This is a genomic window from Vitreoscilla filiformis (assembly GCF_002222655.1).
Taxonomy (GTDB): domain Bacteria; phylum Pseudomonadota; class Gammaproteobacteria; order Burkholderiales; family Burkholderiaceae_C; genus Ideonella; species Ideonella filiformis.
The window spans coordinates 148,346-164,610 of sequence record NZ_CP022423.1 but is presented as its reverse complement, the minus strand read 5'-3'; the positions used below and the strand labels follow the sequence as shown (position 1 = coordinate 164,610).

The window sequence follows — 16,265 nt, the reverse complement described above, 5'->3', positions numbered from 1 at the left end:
CAACGCATTCACACCATGAACACTGCAACCTTGTCTTTGCCCACACCGCGCCGGGGCGTGCTGCTCTCGCCCCGGGGCTGGGCGGCTGTGCTGGCGGCGCTCCTCACCGTCACCGTGCTGGTGCCACTGCTCAACCTGGTGGTGCCGGCGGGCAGCCTCTTCCACTTGGGGGACTATTACGTCGCCCTGATCGGCAAGATCATGTGCTACGCCATCTGCGCGCTGGCGATGGACTTGATCTGGGGCTACACCGGCATCCTGAGCCTGGGCCACGGCCTGTTCTTCGCCCTCGGCGGCTACGCGATGGGCATGTATTTGATGCGCCAGATCGGCACCGATGGGCAATACAAATCCCACCTGCCGGACTTCATGGTCTTTCTCGACTGGAAAGACTTCCCCTGGCATTGGGCGCTGAGTGACAGCTTCATCGCCCAAATGCTGCTGGTGGTGCTGGTGCCGGGCGTGCTGGCCTTTGTGTTCGGTTTCTTCGCTTTCCGTTCGCGCATCAAGGGGGTGTACTTTTCCATCATCACCCAGGCGATGACGTTTGCCGCCATGCTGCTGTTCTTCCGCAACGAGACGGGCTTCGGCGGCAACAACGGCTTCACGGACTTCAAGCGCATCCTGAACATTCCCATCGCCCAGCCCTCCACGCGCATGGTGTTGTTTGTGCTCACGGGGTTGGTGCTGATCGGTTTCTTCCTGATGGCGCGCTACATCGTCAACAGCAAGTTTGGCCGCGTGCTGCAAGCCATCCGCGACGCCGAAAGCCGCGTCATGTTCACCGGCTACGACCCGCTGGCCTACAAGCTGGCGATTTGGACGCTGTCGGCGGTGATGTGTGGCGTGGCGGGTGCGTTGTACGTGCCACAAGTCGGCATCATCAACCCCGGCGAAATGAGCGCGGCGGCGTCGATTGAAATCGCCATCTGGGCGGCGGTCGGCGGGCGGGCGACGCTGATCGGCCCCATCGTCGGAGCCTTCTTCGTCAACGGTGCCAAGAGCTGGTTCACGCAGGTGTTCCCCGAGTTTTGGCTCTACTTCCTTGGCGCACTGTTCATTGCCGTGACGCTGTTCTTGCCCGAAGGCCTGGTGGGCCTGGCCAAGAAGTTCAAGAAGGATGCGAAGGAGGAACGCGCATGACCCCCGATTTGATGGCCGCCGGCGCACAGAAACTGGCCGAGTTTCAAGCCAAATCCTCGCAAGATCAGGGTTCGGGCGACCGGGAAGCGGCCTACGGGCGCCTGTCGCACGGCGAGCCGGATTTTGCGCATGGCGTGGCGCTCTACCTCGAAGACATCACGGTGAGTTTTGATGGCTTTCGGGCGCTGAACAAGCTGAATTTGGCGATCAACGTCGGCGAACTGCGCTGCATCATCGGCCCCAATGGCGCGGGCAAAACGACAATGATGGACGTCATCACCGGCAAAACCCGGCCCGATGCCGGCACCGCGAGTTTTGGCTCCAACATCGACTTGCTGCGCTTGCGCGAGAACGACATCGCCCAAATCGGCATCGGTCGCAAGTTTCAAAAACCCACGGTGTACGAACAACTGAGCGTGTTCGAAAACCTGGAGCTGGCGCTGAAAAACGACCGGCGCGCACGGGCCAGTTTGTTTTCGCGCTTGTCGGGCGAACAACTGGATCGCATCGGCGAAACCCTGCAACTGATTCACCTCTTGCCCGAAGCGCAGCGCACGGCGGGTTTGCTGAGCCACGGCCAAAAGCAATGGCTGGAAATCGGCATGCTGCTGATGCAAGACCCGAAACTGCTGCTGCTGGACGAACCCGTGGCCGGCATGACCGACGAAGAAACCGAGCGCACCGCCGAACTCTTCCTCAGCCTGGAAGGCAAACACAGCCTGGTGGTGGTGGAGCACGACATGAAGTTCGTCGGCGAACTCACCCAAGGCTGGAAAAAGGTGACGGTGCTGCACGAAGGCAGCGTCCTGGCCGAAGGCACCCTCGCCGACGTGCAGGCGAATGACAAGGTGGTTGAGGTTTACCTCGGTCGCTGATCGCCCCCCCTCCCCCGACCCCTCCCCCAGCGGGGGAGGGGAGCTGAAAGATTGAGATGCTGAACGTTGACAGCCTGAACCAGTATTACGGTGGCTCGCACATCCTGCGCGGTTTGAGTTTCGAAGCCAAGCTGGGTGAGGTGACGGTGGTGCTGGGGCGCAACGGCGTGGGCAAAACCACGCTGCTCAAAAGCCTGATGGGCGTGGTGCCGGTGAAAACCGGCAGCGTGACGCTGGACGGCGCCGACATCACCCGCCAAACCCCCTACGAGCGCGTGCGCGCTGGCATGGGTTACGTGCCGCAAGGCCGCGAGATTTTCGGCCGTTTGACGGTGGAAGAAAACCTGCGCATGGGCCTGGCCTACAAGCCGGCCAGCACGCCGATTCCAGCCGAGCTGTTCGAGCTGTTCCCGGTGCTGAAGCAGATGTTGCACCGCCGGGGCGGGGATTTGTCAGGCGGGCAGCAGCAGCAATTGGCGATTGCGCGGGCGCTGGCTGCTGGCCCCAAACTGTTGATTCTGGACGAGCCCACCGAAGGCATTCAGCCCAGCATCATCAAGGACATTGGCCGGGTGATTCGCATGTTGGCGGATCGTAAAACCATGGCCATCGTGCTGGTCGAACAGTTCTATGACTTTGCCGCCGAACTGGCCGACCAGTATTTGGTGATGGAGCGTGGCGAAATCATCGCCCGGGGCCGGGGTGCGGACATGGGAGATCACGGCGTACGGGAGATGATGTCGATCTGAGTTCAGCATTCTTCCTAAGGGACGGCGCCCCAGAACCGTCCTAACATGTCAGGCTGGTGTTAGCTTCCAGGCGATGACATGAGTCCTGCACTGTTGATCCTCGTGCTGTACGGTTTGGCGTTTGGCGTGCGCTGGTGGGTGGGCTGGGGCGATGCCTCACCGCTGAGCTTGCCCAGTGACACGGCGTTGGTCGCGGCAGGTTTGTTGTCAATTGCAGGTTTGCGGGACTCGCTGCATCTGCCCCGACGTTTGCCACCTCGCACATTGGTGTGGGCCGCTGGCGTGTTTGCGACCACGCACCTGATGATGCTGACTTGGTTGGGGCCCGTGGGTCGGCATGGCGTGTTTAACCTGTGCCTTGGCGGATTGCATGCGGTACTGGCGTGGCACGCCTTGCAGCTTCGTCATGCATCGGCGGTTTCGTGGCGTCTTCCGACCGGGTTGGTGCTGTTTGCGGGCGCCGGGCTGGCGTTGTTGGCGCTGGTGCGTGCCGTCGGTGGGTTGTCGGCCCTTTGGGCGCCTGAGCTGCATGCGCTGGCCATGTGGGTGGACGTGGTCTACACCGTGCTAGGGCTCGGGCTGGCCAGCGTATGGTTGTTGGCCTGGATGGGGTGGCGCTACCGAGTTCGGCGTGCGTTGGCCCACAATGCATCCTCATGATGATGAGTGACGATGCTTTGCTGGCCTGGTTGCCAGCTTCTCCCAGTGAAGTGCCCGTGCTGATCGCTGCCGTGCAGTCAGCCGCTCGACAGCGCGGGCTGCTCGAACAAATTCCACCACCACCGGACGCCCCCGACAACTGCTGCGGCAACGACTGTATCGAGTGCGTTTGGCTGGGCTATTACCCAGCACTCGGGGATTGGCGGGACACGGTCGTGGCCTCCTGGGCTGGCCGGTAGAGCGGGTACAGCAGGTCTTCTTCTTCTTGGATGTGGCTGACCAGCAATTGGGCGATGGACTCCAGCTCACCCATGAACGTCAGTGCCGACTCGTGCGCCGAAGTGCGGTAGTGATCCACGAAAGCCCCGACTGTGTTCGCCACAGCACTGATGCGGTGGCGCATCTGTTTGACGAGCGCCCGGCTGGGGTCGTTGGTGGACAGTTGATGATCCAAGTACACGTACAGCCGAACTTTTTCGAGCAGGACGTGGGCTTGCAGCTCGCGCTTGAGGGTGTGGAGCTGAGACAGCGCGGCGGGCATGTCTCCGGCCAACGAGGCTTCCTCCATGGAAGCGAGCAATCCGAGCAGCGACAGGTGATCGCGTCGCAACTGCTCAATCAGCTCGGGGTGGTAGGCGATGTTCGTGCCGGGGGCCACATGGTGTGGGCGCCGAACCGCTGGCGATCCTTCGGTCACAGTCCATTCTTCCGGAGCGACCGACGGTGAAACAGCGGCATCCATCGAACGTGTTGGAGCGGAGGTCTTGCCAGTCATGATCGTACCCATCATGCAGGAGTGTAAGGGGGGCAGAGGGCGTCGTCTTCCCGCTGAATTCGCTTTGTCAGGATTGCACCAAGGCGAAAGTTGTGCTTCGAATCATGGCTGAGTTTCTGTCCGGCCACAACCCAATCGGAGATGCCTTCTGAAGAAAGAGTTCAGGGCCAATGCAAAAAGCCTCCGACGCAAAACGGCCAACTTGACGCAGGCCGATCGTGGAGGCTGACGATACTCAGGAGGTACGCAGAAGCACTCAGCCAGATGGCCGAGGGCAAGTCATTGATCAATCAACGAGGCGTTTTTCGCGCAGGTACTTGGCCAAACTGCATTGGCCTTGGCTCAGCAAGCTGCTTTCGACCTGAGCGGGCAGCATCTTTTCCCGCAGGCGTGCAGCCGGTTCTTTGCCTTGGGCTTGGCGAATGAAGTCAATCACCTGCTCAAACTTTTGAATGTCGCGCTGACACTGCGCCTCGGTCATGGTGCCGGGCGTGCGCATGCTCAATGCAGCTGAGGGCGGGGGCAGGGTGCCAGAGCGCGTGGTTTGCGCACACACCGATACGGATAGCCCACAAGCTGCAAGGGCCAGCCACGAGAAACGAAAGCTACGCGTGAACATGAAGAGTCCTTGAACGACTTGTGTCAGGAAGTATATCCGGTACGGTGGTGGAAACCCTAGATTATGCCGCAGATCAAAACAAGACACGGCACCCACAGTGCAAAACCTAGGGATGACGATAGCAGGCCCACCTGACTTCAAGCTGGCCGTCGCGTCCCTCGAGATCACACCGGTTCTTAGGCGACATGATGCCCGATGTTGGGGGGAGAGAGATCCCTCACAGTAGGGAATGCCATCAAAGAAGAGTGCTGTTAACTGGTTTTTTTGAAGCTCAATCAGGTGACATACCATGTCCAAATGAAGCCAGATGGCGCTGGCGTCCCATGGCGTGCAGTGGGCCATGCGCCGCTGTGTCCGATGTGCGGTACAGCCTGGGTTGAGCCTTGATCTGGCGCAACGCTTGCCGGGATGGGCTGGGAGACAGTGGCCGCATTTCAAGGAACCGCCCGCCGAGGCGGCATGCGCATGAACCCTTCATCCTTCAGTACGTTCGATCCAGGTCGAGGACTTGAGCGGGCTCCCCTGACGCGTCTGCGGGTGTCAACCCGGCCAATGCCAGGGCTGGGGAGTGACGGGCGCGCCCCCCATCTCCGTGGTGCGTTGCCCGATGCCACGACCTGGGCAGCATTGTTGGGCGTGGAGTCGGTTTCTGCGCCGGAACTGGAGGCGTTGAGCGAGGTCGCCAGGGTGCGTGCCCTGGAGCCGGGCTGCGTGGTGTTTCGGCAAGCCGATTTGCCCCGGGGCGTTTTGCTCGTCGGGGCTGGGGACGTGGCGCTGGGCGTACGCGCTGAAGAGGGCGGGTTTCGCACTGAGCGCCATATCCATGGGCCGGGTTGGCTGGACACGAGTTGCGGCTTGCTGGGTGAAGCCTATATTTGCGATGCCCGAGTGCTCACGCCCGCGATGATTGTGGAAATTGCGCGTGAAGCGTTGCTGGCCGTCATGGCCCGGTTTCCCAAAGTGGCACAGGGCATGCTGCTGGCCGTGGCGGGAGAAGCGCGGCTGCTGGCGCTCAACACCTATGACCTGATGCACCGAGATGCCCCCGCCCGTCTGGCGGCGTGGCTGGATGCCCGGTGTCTGACAGCCGATTCGGCAGCGCGTGGGGTGGTGCAACTGCCGATGCGCAAACGGGACATCGCGTCCCAATTGGCGATCACGCCGGAAACGCTGTCCCGGCTGATGCGCACGTTTTCCAGCCAGGGGTTGATCCAGGTGGAGGGCTACACGGTGCATGTGCTGGACCGTGAAGCCTTGCGTCGCCTGGCGCGTTCCTGAGTTGCTTGGCGATCAGCTCATGAGCATTTTCACTGCCACAGCGATCAGCACCACGGCGATGGCGTTGCGGATCAAACCCAGCGGGGCGCGGGTGCTGATGACCGAGCCAATCAGCACGCCCGGGATTGAGCCGATCAGCAAGTTGCCCAGCAGGGTGTAATCGACGTTGCCCAGCGTCAAGTGGCCCAAACCGGCGATCATGGCCAGCGGGATGGCGTGGGCCAAGTCGGTGCCGACCAGCTTGCTGGAGTTCAGGCGCAGCGGGTAGAGGTACACCAGCATGACGGTGCCCAGGGCGCCTGCGCCGATCGAGGTCAGCGTCACCAACACGCCCAGCACGATCCCGGCCACCACAGTCATCACGGGCTGAACGTGCTTGAAGCTGTCCGAGTTGCTGATGCGGACGTGCTTGCCCAAGCCCTGGATCTGGTTTTTGAACAGGATGCCAAAGGCGGTGAGGATCAACATCACGCCCACCGCGTCGATGATGAAGCCACCTTTGACGCGGTGGGTACCGGAGTAGCTCATCCACAGCAAGGTCAGCGCGGCAGCCGGCAGGCTGCCCAGGGCCAAGCGGCGCACCACTTGCCAGTCCACGGTGCCGTGGTTGTGGTGAACGGCGGTACCAAACACCTTGGTGATCGAGGCGTAAAGCAAGTCGGTGCCGACGGCGGTGTGGGGGGCCACGCCGAACATCATCACCAAAATGGGGGTCATCAAGGCGCCGCCGCCCACACCCGTCACCCCGACGATGATGCCGACCACCAGGCCGGCCAACGCATTGCTCCACTCCAAGACCATGCTCAACCCCTTATGTCCAAAAACAAACGCCAGCCGCTGGGCTGGCGCAAAAAACGCATAAGGACATTCTGCAATCGCAATTCAAAAATCTGGGGCGCGAGTCATCAAAGATTTTCTGACTTAAATATACGTTTTCGTCATGAAGGCGCGTGTTGCAGCAGTTGAGCCACCACCGCCACGGCGATGACTCCCGGCTCCTTGCCCGTGATCCCCGGCAAACCGATGGGGCAGGTGATGCGGGCGATCTGGGCCGCATCCAGCCCCCGGGCGTGCAGTCGATGTTCAAAGCGCGCTCGCTTGCTGGCTGAGCCGATCAGCCCAAACCAGCCGAAATCGCCCCGGCGCACGATGGCCTCGGTCAAACGCTCATCCAAGGCATGGCTGTGGGTGAGAACGAGGAACGCATCGCCTGGCGACGCGGCGGCCACCTCGGCTTCCACGGCATCGACGCACACGCGGTGAATGTGCTCGGGCAGCGGTTCGGGTGGGAATTCGGCTTCGCGCTCATCGATCCACCAAACTTCACACGGCACCCCGCGCAACACCTGCACGATGGCCCGCCCCACATGCCCGGCGCCAAACAAATGCAAGCGAAAACGCGGCTGAGGCTGCGGCCACGCAGCCACGACTTCTGCCGTCAACGGCGTGAACCGCAGGGTGAGGGCGCCGCCGCAGCATTGGCCCAGCGTCGGGCCCAGGGCGACGGGCCATTCGAACGCCGAAAGGGCGCCCCCCGCCTCACGCACATGCTGGCGGGCACGCTCGATGGCCTCGAATTCCAAATGCCCCCCGCCGACCGTGCCGGCGATGGCACGTTCACTCACCAGCATGCGCGTGCCCGCATTGCGCGGCACCGAACCGCGTGCGGTGTGAACTTCGATGAGGAACGTCGCTTCGCCCCGGGCCAACCAGGCTTGCGCGTCGGTTCGGGTGAGGCTCACGCACGCACCGCGTCGATGGCGGCCAACAGTGCTTCTGGCGTGGCCGGTGCCCGCAGCGGCGGCTGACATCCCGCCGGCCCGCACGCCGCCACCGCATCCCGCAGTGCGAGGAACACCGAGAAGCCCAGCAACAACGGCGGCTCGCCCACGGCCTTGCTGCGGTGAATGGTGTCTTCGGCGTTCTGGTTGTGGAACAGCCGGGTGTGCAGCGCCTCGGGCACGTCGTTGGCGGTGGGGATTTTGTAGGTGGAGGGTGCGTGCGTCAGCAGCTTGCCGCTTTGCGGGTGCCACACCAATTCCTCGGTGGTGAGCCAGCCCATGCCCTGCACGAACGCGCCTTCGATCTGGCCGATGTCCAGCGCTGGGTTGAGCGAGGCACCCACGTCGTGCAGCAAGTCGGCGCGCAGCAGGCGCCATTCGCCGGTGAGCACGTCCAGCGCCACTTCGCTGACGGCGGCGCCATAAGCAAAGTAATAAAACGGCTGCCCGGTGAGCGTGGCCCGATCCCAACTCAACCCTGGCGTGGCGTAAAACCCATCGGCCCACAGTTGGATGCGTGCCACGTAAGCCGCGCTCACCAATTCGGCAAAACGCAGGCGTGGGGCGTCGGGGGCGGCGCCCTGCACGCTCACCCAACCGTCGGCGAACACCAGCGCGTCGGGCGCGGCGCCCAGTTGGGCAGCCGCCAGGGGCGTCAGGCGTTGGCGCAGTTTGCGGGCGGCGTCTTGGGCGGCTTTGCCGTTCAAATCGCTGCCGGTGGAGGCGGCGGTGGCGGAGGTGTTGGCCACCTTGCTGGTGTCGGTGGCGCTGCATCGCACGCTGGTCAGCGGCAGGCCCAGCTCGTGCGCCACCACTTGCGCCACCTTGGTGTTCAGCCCTTGGCCCATTTCGGTGCCGCCGTGGTTCACCAGCACCGTGCCATCCGTGTAGATGTGAACCAGCGCCCCCGCTTGGTTGAAATGGTTGACGTTGAAGGAGATGCCGAACTTCACCGGCGTCAGCGCCAGGCCCTTCTTCAGCCAGCGGTTTTGGGTGTTGAAGGCGGTGATGTCGGCGCGGCGGCGGGCGTAGTCGCTGCCGGTGGCGAGTTTGCGGGTCAGCGGGTCGATGACGTTGTCGCGCACGGTTTGCAGGTAGGGCGTGACGTTGCGTGTATCGGTGCCATACCAATTGGCTTGGCGCACCGCCAGTGCATCCAAACCGAGGTGGCGGGCGATGCTGTCTTGCATCACTTCCATGATGAGCGCACCCTGCGGCCCGCCAAACCCCCGAAACGCCGTGTTGCTCTGCGTGTTCGTGCGCGGCAAATAACCGTGGATGGCCACGTTGGGCAGCCAATAAGCGTTGTCCAGGTGGCAGATGGCGCGTGTCATCACCGGCGGCGACAAATCCGCCGAATGCCCGGCTTGCCCCAGCATCGTCACCTCGACGGCGAGCACGCACCCGGCGTCGTCAAACCCCACTTGCCAATCAAACTCAAAGCCGTGGCGCCGGCCCGTGATGAGGAAATCGTCGTCCCGATCCAGACGCAGTTTCACCGGGCGTTGCAGCCGCTGGGCCGCCAGCGCCGCCACGCAGGCAAACAGCGCCGATTGCGATTCTTTGCCGCCAAACCCCCCGCCCATGCGCCGGCAACTCACCTGAACCTGATGTGCGCCCAGGTGCAGCGCGTGCGCCACCATGTGTTGCATCTCGGTCGGGTGCTGGGTGGAGCAGTGGATGAGCAGCCCACCATCGTCCTGCGGCAGCGCGAAGCTGATCTGGCCTTCTAAATAGAACTGCTCCTGTCCGCCAAGCGAAAACTGGCCCGCTAGCCGGTGCGGTGCTTCGGCCATCGCGGCGGCCACACCACCGGGATGGATGGCGCGGCTGAGGTGCATGGGCGGCACGACGTACTGGCCCGCCGCGTGGGCGGCCCGCACATCCAACACAGCGGGCAGCGCTTCCAGCGTCAGCACCTCTTTGGCGAGGGCGGCGGCGCGGCGGGCGCTGTCCCGATCCGTGGCGATGACGGCGAACACGGGTTGGCCGAGGTAGTTCACCGTGTCCGAGGCCAAGATCGGATCGTCCGGGACGATGGCGCCGATGTTGTTGGCGCCGGGGATGTCCGCCGCCGTCAGCACCGCCACCACGCCGGGCTGGGCGCGCAGCGTGGCCACACTGATGCCGCGCAGCCGGCCATGCGCCAGCGGCGACAGCCCGAGCGCCGCGTGCAGCGTGCCGATGGGTTCGGCGATGTCATCGCAATACGCGGCGCGGCCGGTGACGTGCAAACGTGCCGACTCATGCGGCAACGAGCGTCCCACCGGGCCAGCGGGGCGAGGATCGAGCGTTTCAGCGTTCATGGCAGCGGCTCAAGTCGGGCGGATGGTGGCGAGGGTAGCCTGACCCTCGGGCTGGCTGACGAGCCAGAGTTTGTGCAGCAGCGCCCCAGCCACGCGCAGGCGGTAGGGCTGGCTGGCGCGCAGGTCGGTCATCGGGGTGAAGTCGTGGGGGAGGGCGGCGGCGGCGCGCAGGGCGCTGGCCTCGCCCCAAGGCTGGCCGACGAGGGCCGCTTCCGCCGCCGCGGCGCGGCGCACCGTGGCCGCCATGCCGCCAAAGGCCAAGCGGGCTTCGCGCACCGTGCCGGCGTCCACCCGCACCGCCAAACCGGCGCTGACGGCGGAGATGTCGCAATCCTGCCGCTTGCTGATTTTGAAGGCAGCGACGTGCCAGCCCGGCACCCGCGCCGTCTCCAACGGCACGCTGACGCTTTGCACAAACTCACCCGCTTGCAGCGCGTTTTGCATGTAACCCCGGTAGAAATCGGCCAGGGCCAAGGTGCGTCGTTCTTCGCCCCGACGCAGGTGCAGCGTGGCGTCCAGTGCCATCAACACCGGTGCCGCATCGCCAATCGGCGAGCCGTTGGCCAAGTTGCCCACCAGCGTGCCAGCGTGGCGCACGGGCGGGCCGGCAAAGCGCCGCGCCATGTCCGCCAGCGCGGGCCAGTGCGAGACCAGCGCGCCCCAAGCATCTTCCAACGTCACCCCGGCGCCGATCTCCAGCGCATCGCCCGTGGCGTTCAGGCCGAGGTGGCGCAGCTCGGGCACATCACCCAGCCAAATCAGGGGGCCGAGGGGGCGCAATTGCTTCGTCACCCACAGGCCCACGTCGGTGCCGCCGGCCAGCAAGCGGGCTTCGGGCTGGGCCAGGCGCAGCGCGGCGAGTTCGGCCAGGTGGCGCGGGGCGTGGTAATCCGCGTGGCCGAGGGGGGCGGTGGCTTGCGCCTGGGCTTGGGTGCGCCAGGCCAGCAACTGTTCGCGCACGCCGGCCAGCGGCAGGCGCGGGGCGGCGTCGGTGAGCATGGCTTGGGCGGCGTCCAGAATCGGGCGGTAGCCGGTGCAGCGGCAGAGGTTGCCAGCCAGTGCGTCGCCCAAAGCGGCGCGGCTGGGCGCAGGGGTGGCCGCCCCTTCGAGTGCGTGGCGTTCGTGGATCGCCGCCAGCGTCATCACAAACCCCGGCGTGCAAAAACCGCATTGCGTGCCGTGGTGTTCGATCAGCGCCGCTTGCGCCGGGTGCAGCGGGGCGTGGACATCGGGGGCCAGGTCTTCCACGGTGAGCAGCGCTTTGCCGTCCAGCGTCGGCAGAAAGCGGATGCAGGCGTTCACCGGGCGCACCAGCAAGCCGTGGGAGCGGACAGCGCGGGTGGGGTTCGGGGCGTCCGGCGCCTCATCGAGTTCGGCGACGAGCACCGTACACGCGCCGCAATCCCCTTCGGCGCAGCCTTCTTTGGTGCCGGTGGCGTGGGCGTCTTCGCGCAGCCATTGCAGCACGGTGCGCGTGGGGCTGGCCGGCTGCACTTGCACCGGCTGGCCTCGGTGCATGAAGCGGATGGGGCGGGGCTGGGTCATGGTCAAACATCGAAAAAACGCCACGAAGGCGGGCACGGTACGCCCAACGCCGAGGCCCTGGGTTACGCTCTGGCGCATGGATTGCATACGCTATGCCATATGACAGCACGCGCCCTCTTCGCCAACATCGACCTCCATCTTGTGAGGGTCTTGCAAACCGTGATTGCTGAACGCAGTGTGTCCCGTGCCGCCTTGAAGCTGGGCAGCACCCAGCCCCAGGTGAGCGCCCAACTGCGCCGCCTGCGCGCCCTCACGGGGGACGCTCTGTTGGTGCGCGCCGGCACCGGCCTGGTGCCAACCGACGCCGCCCTCACCCTGTTGCCTGCTGCCGAACGCCTGCTGCGCGAGGCCGACACGCTGTTCGGTGCGCCGCGCCTCGGTCGGGCGTTCGAACCGGCGAGCAGCACGCAAGAGATGCACATCGCTGCCAGCGATTACCTCGACCCGAGTTTTCTGCCCACGCTGGTGCAACGCCTGCGCCGCTTGGCGCCGGGGCTGCGCTTGACGCTGCACCCGCTGTCTGCCGATTCGGATTACCGCGCCAAGCTCGCCAGCGGGCAAGTCGATGTGGTGGTGGGCAACTGGTTGAAACCGCCCGAAGAGCTGCACTTGGGGCGCTTGATGGCCGATGAAGTCGTCTGTTTGGTGGGCGACGATCACCCTGCCGTGCGCCAGCCCGCGAGCTGGACGGCGGCGCGGTATCTGCAAGCCGACCACGTTGCGCCCACGCCCTTGCACCCCGGCGCGCAAGGCGTGATCGATGACGATCTGGCCCGCCAAGGGCTGACCCGCCGCATCGCTGTGCGCTGCGCCCATTTCAGCTTGGTGCCGCCGATGTTGGCTGGCAGCGGCTTGGTGCTCACCACAGGGCGGCTGTTTTGCCTGCGCCAAGTGGGGCGCTGGCCGGTGCGCGTGGTGCCTTGCCCCCTCCTGTTTCCGCCCATGAACTACTACCAACTTTGGCACGACCGCACCCACGCCTCAGCGGCACAACGCTGGCTGCGCGAGCAAATCCGCGCCACGGCGCGGGCGCTGGTGGACGGCCCGCAAGCCGCTGAAACCGTCCCGTCGCAGGAGGCCGTCGCGTGAGCGCCGCCATGCCCGCTGCGCCGCAGCGCCTCGCCCTGCGCGGCGATCTGCTGGACTTCACCGCCACGCCTGCGCTGGACGATCCGCACAGCCCCGTCGTGCGCTGGCGCCCCGACCATTGGCTGTTGATCGAAGGCGAGCGCATCGCCGCTGTGCTGCCGCCCGAGCAAGCGCCGGGGGACGATTGGCAGCACATCGACCACCGGGGCCGCCTCATCCTGCCCGGCTTCATCGACACCCACGTCCACTGCCCGCAGCTCGACGTGATCGCCAGTTACGGCACCAGCCTGCTGGATTGGCTCGACACCTACACCTTCCCCGCCGAACGCCGCTTTGCCGACCCGGCGGTGGCCCAAGTCGGCGCCGAGCTGTTTTTGGATGCGCTGGCGGCACACGGCACCACGTCGGCGGTGGTGTTCCCGACGGTGCATGCGGCGTCGTCCGAAGCGTTGTTGGCATCGGCGGCGCGGCGCGGTATGCGCCTCATCACCGGCAAAGTGTTGATGGATTGCCACGCGCCGGACGGCCTGCGCGACGATGTGGCCAGTGCCCGCGCCGATTGCCTCGCCCAAATCGAACACTGGCACGGCCAAGGCCGTTTGGCGTATGCGCTCACCGTGCGTTTTGCCCCCACCAGCACGCCCGCGCAATTGGCGATGGCCGGCGAGCTGCTGCGCGCCACGCCCGGCGCGTACATGCAAACCCACGTCGCCGAGAACCAGGATGAAGTGCGCTGGGTGGCCGAACTCTTCCCCGAAGCGCGCAGTTATTTGGATGTGTATCACCGCTTCGGTTTGTTGAACGAGCGGGCGGTGCTGGCGCATGGCATCTGGCTGGATGCGGCGGATCGCACGGTGCTGCACGACACCGGCGCCCACATCGCCCATTGCCCGACGAGCAACCTGTTTCTCGGCAGCGGTTTGTTCGATTGGCGTGCGGCGGTGGCGTGTGAATTCGGTGTGTCCATGGCCACGGACGTGGGCGGCGGCACCAGCTTGTCGATGCAGCGCACGCTGGCGGAAGCCTACAAAGTGCAGGCGCTGCGCGGCCAGCGGCTGTCGGCCTGGGCGGCGCTGCACGCTGCCACACGCGGCGCGGCGCAAGCGTTGCGCTTGGGCGATGAAATCGGCGGCCTGAACCCCGGCCAGTTCGCCGACTTGGCGGTGTGGGACTGGGCGCACGGCCCCGTGGCCACGCACCGCGACGCCGTGGCCTGCGGCCAGGTGGCGCCGCTGCCGGCACAAGACCTGCATGCCCGCGCCTTCGCCTGGATGATGCTGTCTGACGAGCGCAACCTCGTGCAGACCTGGATCGCCGGTTGCCCTCAGGCGGCGGGGGCTGCGTCTGCCGCGACAATGCCCGCAGGATGCACCCATCCGGTGCATTTCATGGCTTCACAACAATGAAACACCCATGCTTCGCCTAGAACTCACCGGCATCACCAAACAATATCCGGCGGTGCGTGCCAACGACGGGGTGAGCCTCGCCGTCGCGCCGGGCCAGATTCACGCCGTGTTGGGCGAGAACGGCGCTGGCAAATCCACGCTGATGAAAATCATCTACGGCGCCACGCACCCGGACGCCGGCCAGATCCACTGGAACGGCCAGCCGGTGCAGATCGCCAGCCCAGCGCAGGCGCGCCAGCTCGGGATCAGCATGGTGTATCAGCACTTTTCGCTGTTCGACACGCTCACCGCTGCCGAAAACGTCTGGCTCGGCCTGGACAAAAGCATGAGCCTGGCCGAAGTGACCGAGCGCATCCGCGAGGTGTCGGCGGGCTACGGGCTGGAGGTCGATCCGCTGCGTCCGGTGCATACCTTGAGCGTGGGCGAGCGCCAGCGGGTGGAAATCGTGCGGGCGCTGCTGACGAAACCGCAGTTGCTCATCCTCGACGAGCCGACTTCGGTGCTCACGCCGCAAGCGGTGGAAAAGCTCTTCGTCACCCTGCGCAAGCTGAGTGACGAGGGGTGCAGCATCCTCTACATCAGCCACAAGTTGGACGAAATCCGCAGCCTGTGCCACCACTGCACGGTGCTGCGCGGCGGCAAAGTCACCGGCGAAGTCGATCCGACGCTGGAAACCAACGCCAGCCTGTCGCGCTTGATGATTGGCGCCGAACCGCCGACGCTCACCCCCCGCGAGGCCCACGCCGGCGAGGTGGTGCTGCGCGTGCAAGGTTTGAACCTGCCGCAGCTCGATCCGTTTGGCGTCACGCTGAAATCGCTGGCGCTGGAGGTGCGTGCGGGCGAAATTGTCGGCATTGCTGGTGTGTCCGGCAACGGGCAGCAGGAATTGATGGCGGCGCTGTCGGGCGAAGATCCGCGTGCGTCACGCGGCAGCGTCACCCTGAGCGGCGCGGACATCGCCACCGCCAGCCCGCGCAAGCGGCGCCACCTCGGTTTGCATTTCGTGCCCGAAGAGCGCCTGGGCCGGGGCGCCGTGCCCACCCTCAGCCTGGCGCAAAACACCTTGTTGACGCGCACCGAGGCCGTCAGCAAAGCCACCGGTTGGTTGAAACTCGGCCAAGCCCACGCGCTGGCGGCGGAGCTGATCCGGCGCTTCAACGTCAAAGCCGGCGGGCCGGAGGCGGCGGCGCGCTCGCTCTCGGGCGGCAATTTGCAGAAGTTCATCGTTGGCCGCGAGATCGACGCCAACCCGAAACTGCTGCTCATCGCCCAACCGACGTGGGGGGTGGATGTGGGTGCCGCCGCGCAGATTCGGGGCGAGTTGCTCAAGTTGCGCAACGCTGGTTGTGCCGTGCTGGTGGTGAGTGAGGAGTTGGACGAATTGTTTGAAATCAGTGATCGGCTGGTGGTGATCGCGCAGGGGCGGCTCTCGCCTTCGGTGCCGGTGGCCGAGGCCACGCGGGAAATGATCGGCGAGTGGATGTCGGGCCTGTGGCCGCAGGCGTCGGCCCACAGCGTCGCAGCGGAGGTCGGCCATGCTCAAGCTTGAGGTGCGGCCACAGCCGTCCAAAATCATGTCGCTGGCCTCGCCGGTGATCGCGCTGGTGATCACGGTGCTGGTGGGCGTTGCCCTGTTCGCGCTGCTGGGCAAAGACCCGGTGAAGGGCTTGCAAGTCTTCTTCGTCGAGCCGCTGAAAAGCGCCTACGCCCTGTCCGAACTGAGCATCAAGGCGGTGCCGCTGATTTTGATCGCGCTCGGGTTGGCGGTGTGTTTCCGCTCCAACGTCTGGAACATCGGTGCCGAAGGGCAGTTTGTGCTGGGCGCCCTGGCCGGTGGCTGGGTGGCGATGCAAGCCGGGCCGGATTCGTCCCGCTGGATCGTCGTGCCGATTTTGCTGGCAGGCGTGTTGGGCGGGATGGTGTGGAGCGGCATCGTCGCGCTGCTGCGGGATCGGTTCAATGCCAGCGAAATTTTGGTGAGTTTGATGCTGGTGTACGTGGCCGAGCAGGTGCTGGGCTACCTCGTTTACGGCCCCTGG

15 protein-coding genes and 1 pseudogene are annotated in these 16,265 nt (G+C 65.1%); 10 read left to right on the top strand and 6 right to left on the bottom strand.

Annotation, left to right across the window (positions count from 1 at the left end; all coding sequences use genetic code 11):
- Positions 1–15: 15 nt before the first annotated feature.
- The 5 genes from urtC to VITFI_RS18830 all read left to right on the top strand — a co-directional run bounded on the left by urtC (position 16) and on the right by VITFI_RS18830 (position 3,666).
- Positions 16–1,143: an urea ABC transporter permease subunit UrtC gene (gene urtC, locus VITFI_RS00805; RefSeq protein WP_089417895.1), complete on the top strand. Its 1,128-nt coding sequence runs from the start codon at positions 16–18 to the stop codon at positions 1,141–1,143.
- Positions 1,140–2,018 carry an urea ABC transporter ATP-binding protein UrtD gene (gene urtD, locus VITFI_RS00800; protein ID WP_089415378.1) on the top strand — a complete coding sequence of 293 codons (879 nt, stop codon included), beginning with the start codon at positions 1,140–1,142 and terminating at the stop codon, positions 2,016–2,018. Before urtC ends, urtD begins: the two co-directional genes overlap by 4 nt.
- Before the next feature lie 56 nt (positions 2,019–2,074).
- Positions 2,075–2,767 carry an urea ABC transporter ATP-binding subunit UrtE gene (gene urtE, locus VITFI_RS00795; RefSeq protein WP_089415377.1) on the top strand — a complete coding sequence of 231 codons (693 nt, stop codon included), beginning with the start codon at positions 2,075–2,077 and terminating at the stop codon, positions 2,765–2,767.
- Positions 2,768–2,845: 78 nt separating this feature from the next.
- Entirely contained in the window at positions 2,846–3,427 is a 582-nt protein-coding gene (locus VITFI_RS00790) for a hypothetical protein (RefSeq protein ID WP_089415376.1), read from the top strand.
- Complete coding sequence (locus VITFI_RS18830; protein WP_408645591.1) at positions 3,358–3,666, top strand: oxidoreductase-like domain-containing protein; 309 nt, start codon at positions 3,358–3,360, stop codon at positions 3,664–3,666. The genes VITFI_RS00790 and VITFI_RS18830 overlap by 70 nt, the downstream gene beginning before the upstream one ends.
- Here the strand turns inward: VITFI_RS18830 and VITFI_RS00780 are convergent.
- Positions 3,609–4,202 (bottom strand): hemerythrin domain-containing protein, encoded by a 594-nt coding sequence (locus VITFI_RS00780; protein WP_157725504.1) that lies wholly within the window; start codon positions 4,200–4,202, stop codon positions 3,609–3,611. The two genes, VITFI_RS18830 and VITFI_RS00780, sit on opposite strands and share 58 nt — an antisense overlap.
- A 286-nt stretch (positions 4,203–4,488) precedes the next feature.
- Positions 4,489–4,701: a hypothetical protein gene (locus VITFI_RS00775; RefSeq protein WP_089415374.1), complete on the bottom strand. Its 213-nt coding sequence runs from the start codon at positions 4,699–4,701 to the stop codon at positions 4,489–4,491.
- A 756-nt stretch (positions 4,702–5,457) separates the two neighbouring features.
- Between VITFI_RS00775 and VITFI_RS00770 the strand changes: the two genes are divergently transcribed.
- The gene (locus VITFI_RS00770; RefSeq protein WP_198301554.1) at positions 5,458–6,099 is read left to right on the top strand and encodes a Crp/Fnr family transcriptional regulator; all 642 of its coding nucleotides are present in this window, start codon (positions 5,458–5,460) and stop codon (positions 6,097–6,099) included.
- A 12-nt stretch (positions 6,100–6,111) separates the two neighbouring features.
- On the opposite strand, the gene VITFI_RS00765 is transcribed toward VITFI_RS00770, so the two are convergent.
- The 4 genes from VITFI_RS00765 to xdhA form a co-directional block, all read right to left on the bottom strand.
- A complete protein-coding gene (locus VITFI_RS00765; RefSeq protein WP_089417893.1) occupies positions 6,112–6,900 on the bottom strand; it encodes a sulfite exporter TauE/SafE family protein in 789 nt (262 codons plus the stop codon).
- 137 nt (positions 6,901–7,037) lie between these two features.
- Complete coding sequence (xdhC, locus tag VITFI_RS00760) at positions 7,038–7,841, bottom strand: xanthine dehydrogenase accessory protein XdhC (protein ID WP_198301553.1); 804 nt, start codon at positions 7,839–7,841, stop codon at positions 7,038–7,040.
- Positions 7,838–10,186: a xanthine dehydrogenase molybdopterin binding subunit gene (gene xdhB / locus VITFI_RS00755; RefSeq protein WP_089415371.1), complete on the bottom strand. Its 2,349-nt coding sequence runs from the start codon at positions 10,184–10,186 to the stop codon at positions 7,838–7,840. The genes xdhC and xdhB overlap by 4 nt, the downstream gene beginning before the upstream one ends.
- Positions 10,187–10,195: 9 nt before the next feature.
- On the bottom strand, positions 10,196–11,731 hold the full coding sequence (xdhA, locus tag VITFI_RS00750; RefSeq protein WP_089417892.1) for a xanthine dehydrogenase small subunit: 1,536 nt from the start codon (positions 11,729–11,731) through the stop codon (positions 10,196–10,198).
- A gap of 99 nt (positions 11,732–11,830) precedes the next feature.
- Between xdhA and VITFI_RS00745 the strand changes: the two genes are divergently transcribed.
- The 4 genes and pseudogenes from VITFI_RS00745 to VITFI_RS18600 form a co-directional block, all read left to right on the top strand.
- Positions 11,831–12,820, top strand: a complete 990-nt coding sequence (locus VITFI_RS00745) for a LysR family transcriptional regulator (RefSeq protein ID WP_089415370.1) — start codon at positions 11,831–11,833, stop codon at positions 12,818–12,820.
- Positions 12,817–14,226: a guanine deaminase gene (guaD, locus tag VITFI_RS00740; protein WP_198301551.1), complete on the top strand. Its 1,410-nt coding sequence runs from the start codon at positions 12,817–12,819 to the stop codon at positions 14,224–14,226. Before VITFI_RS00745 ends, guaD begins: the two co-directional genes overlap by 4 nt.
- A gap of 7 nt (positions 14,227–14,233) precedes the next feature.
- Positions 14,234–15,775, top strand: a complete 1,542-nt coding sequence (locus tag VITFI_RS00735; RefSeq protein WP_089415369.1) for an ABC transporter ATP-binding protein — start codon at positions 14,234–14,236, stop codon at positions 15,773–15,775.
- Positions 15,762–16,262: pseudogene (locus tag VITFI_RS18600) on the top strand (ABC transporter permease); the annotation flags it as partial. The gene VITFI_RS00735 and the pseudogene VITFI_RS18600, both read left to right, overlap by 14 nt.
- Positions 16,263–16,265 lie beyond the last annotated feature (3 nt).

What these genes read in the sequence shown, in the direction of transcription:
- urtC (WP_089417895.1), top strand. Translation starts at nt 16, where the DNA reads ATGAACACTGCAACCTTGTCTTTGCCCACACCGCGCCGGGGCGTGCTG.
- VITFI_RS00765 (WP_089417893.1), bottom strand. Translation starts at nt 6,900, where the DNA reads ATGGTCTTGGAGTGGAGCAATGCGTTGGCCGGCCTGGTGGTCGGCATC.
- VITFI_RS18830 (WP_408645591.1), top strand. Translation starts at nt 3,358, where the DNA reads ATGGTTGTTGGCCTGGATGGGGTGGCGCTACCGAGTTCGGCGTGCGTT.
- urtD (WP_089415378.1), top strand. Translation starts at nt 1,140, where the DNA reads ATGACCCCCGATTTGATGGCCGCCGGCGCACAGAAACTGGCCGAGTTT.
- VITFI_RS00780 (WP_157725504.1), bottom strand. Translation starts at nt 4,202, where the DNA reads ATGACTGGCAAGACCTCCGCTCCAACACGTTCGATGGATGCCGCTGTT.
- VITFI_RS00735 (WP_089415369.1), top strand. Translation starts at nt 14,234, where the DNA reads ATGCTTCGCCTAGAACTCACCGGCATCACCAAACAATATCCGGCGGTG.
- xdhA (WP_089417892.1), bottom strand. Translation starts at nt 11,731, where the DNA reads ATGACCCAGCCCCGCCCCATCCGCTTCATGCACCGAGGCCAGCCGGTG.
- urtE (WP_089415377.1), top strand. Translation starts at nt 2,075, where the DNA reads ATGCTGAACGTTGACAGCCTGAACCAGTATTACGGTGGCTCGCACATC.
- VITFI_RS00790 (WP_089415376.1), top strand. Translation starts at nt 2,846, where the DNA reads ATGAGTCCTGCACTGTTGATCCTCGTGCTGTACGGTTTGGCGTTTGGC.
- VITFI_RS00775 (WP_089415374.1), bottom strand. Translation starts at nt 4,701, where the DNA reads ATGCGCACGCCCGGCACCATGACCGAGGCGCAGTGTCAGCGCGACATT.
- VITFI_RS00745 (WP_089415370.1), top strand. Translation starts at nt 11,831, where the DNA reads ATGACAGCACGCGCCCTCTTCGCCAACATCGACCTCCATCTTGTGAGG.
- xdhB (WP_089415371.1), bottom strand. Translation starts at nt 10,186, where the DNA reads ATGAACGCTGAAACGCTCGATCCTCGCCCCGCTGGCCCGGTGGGACGC.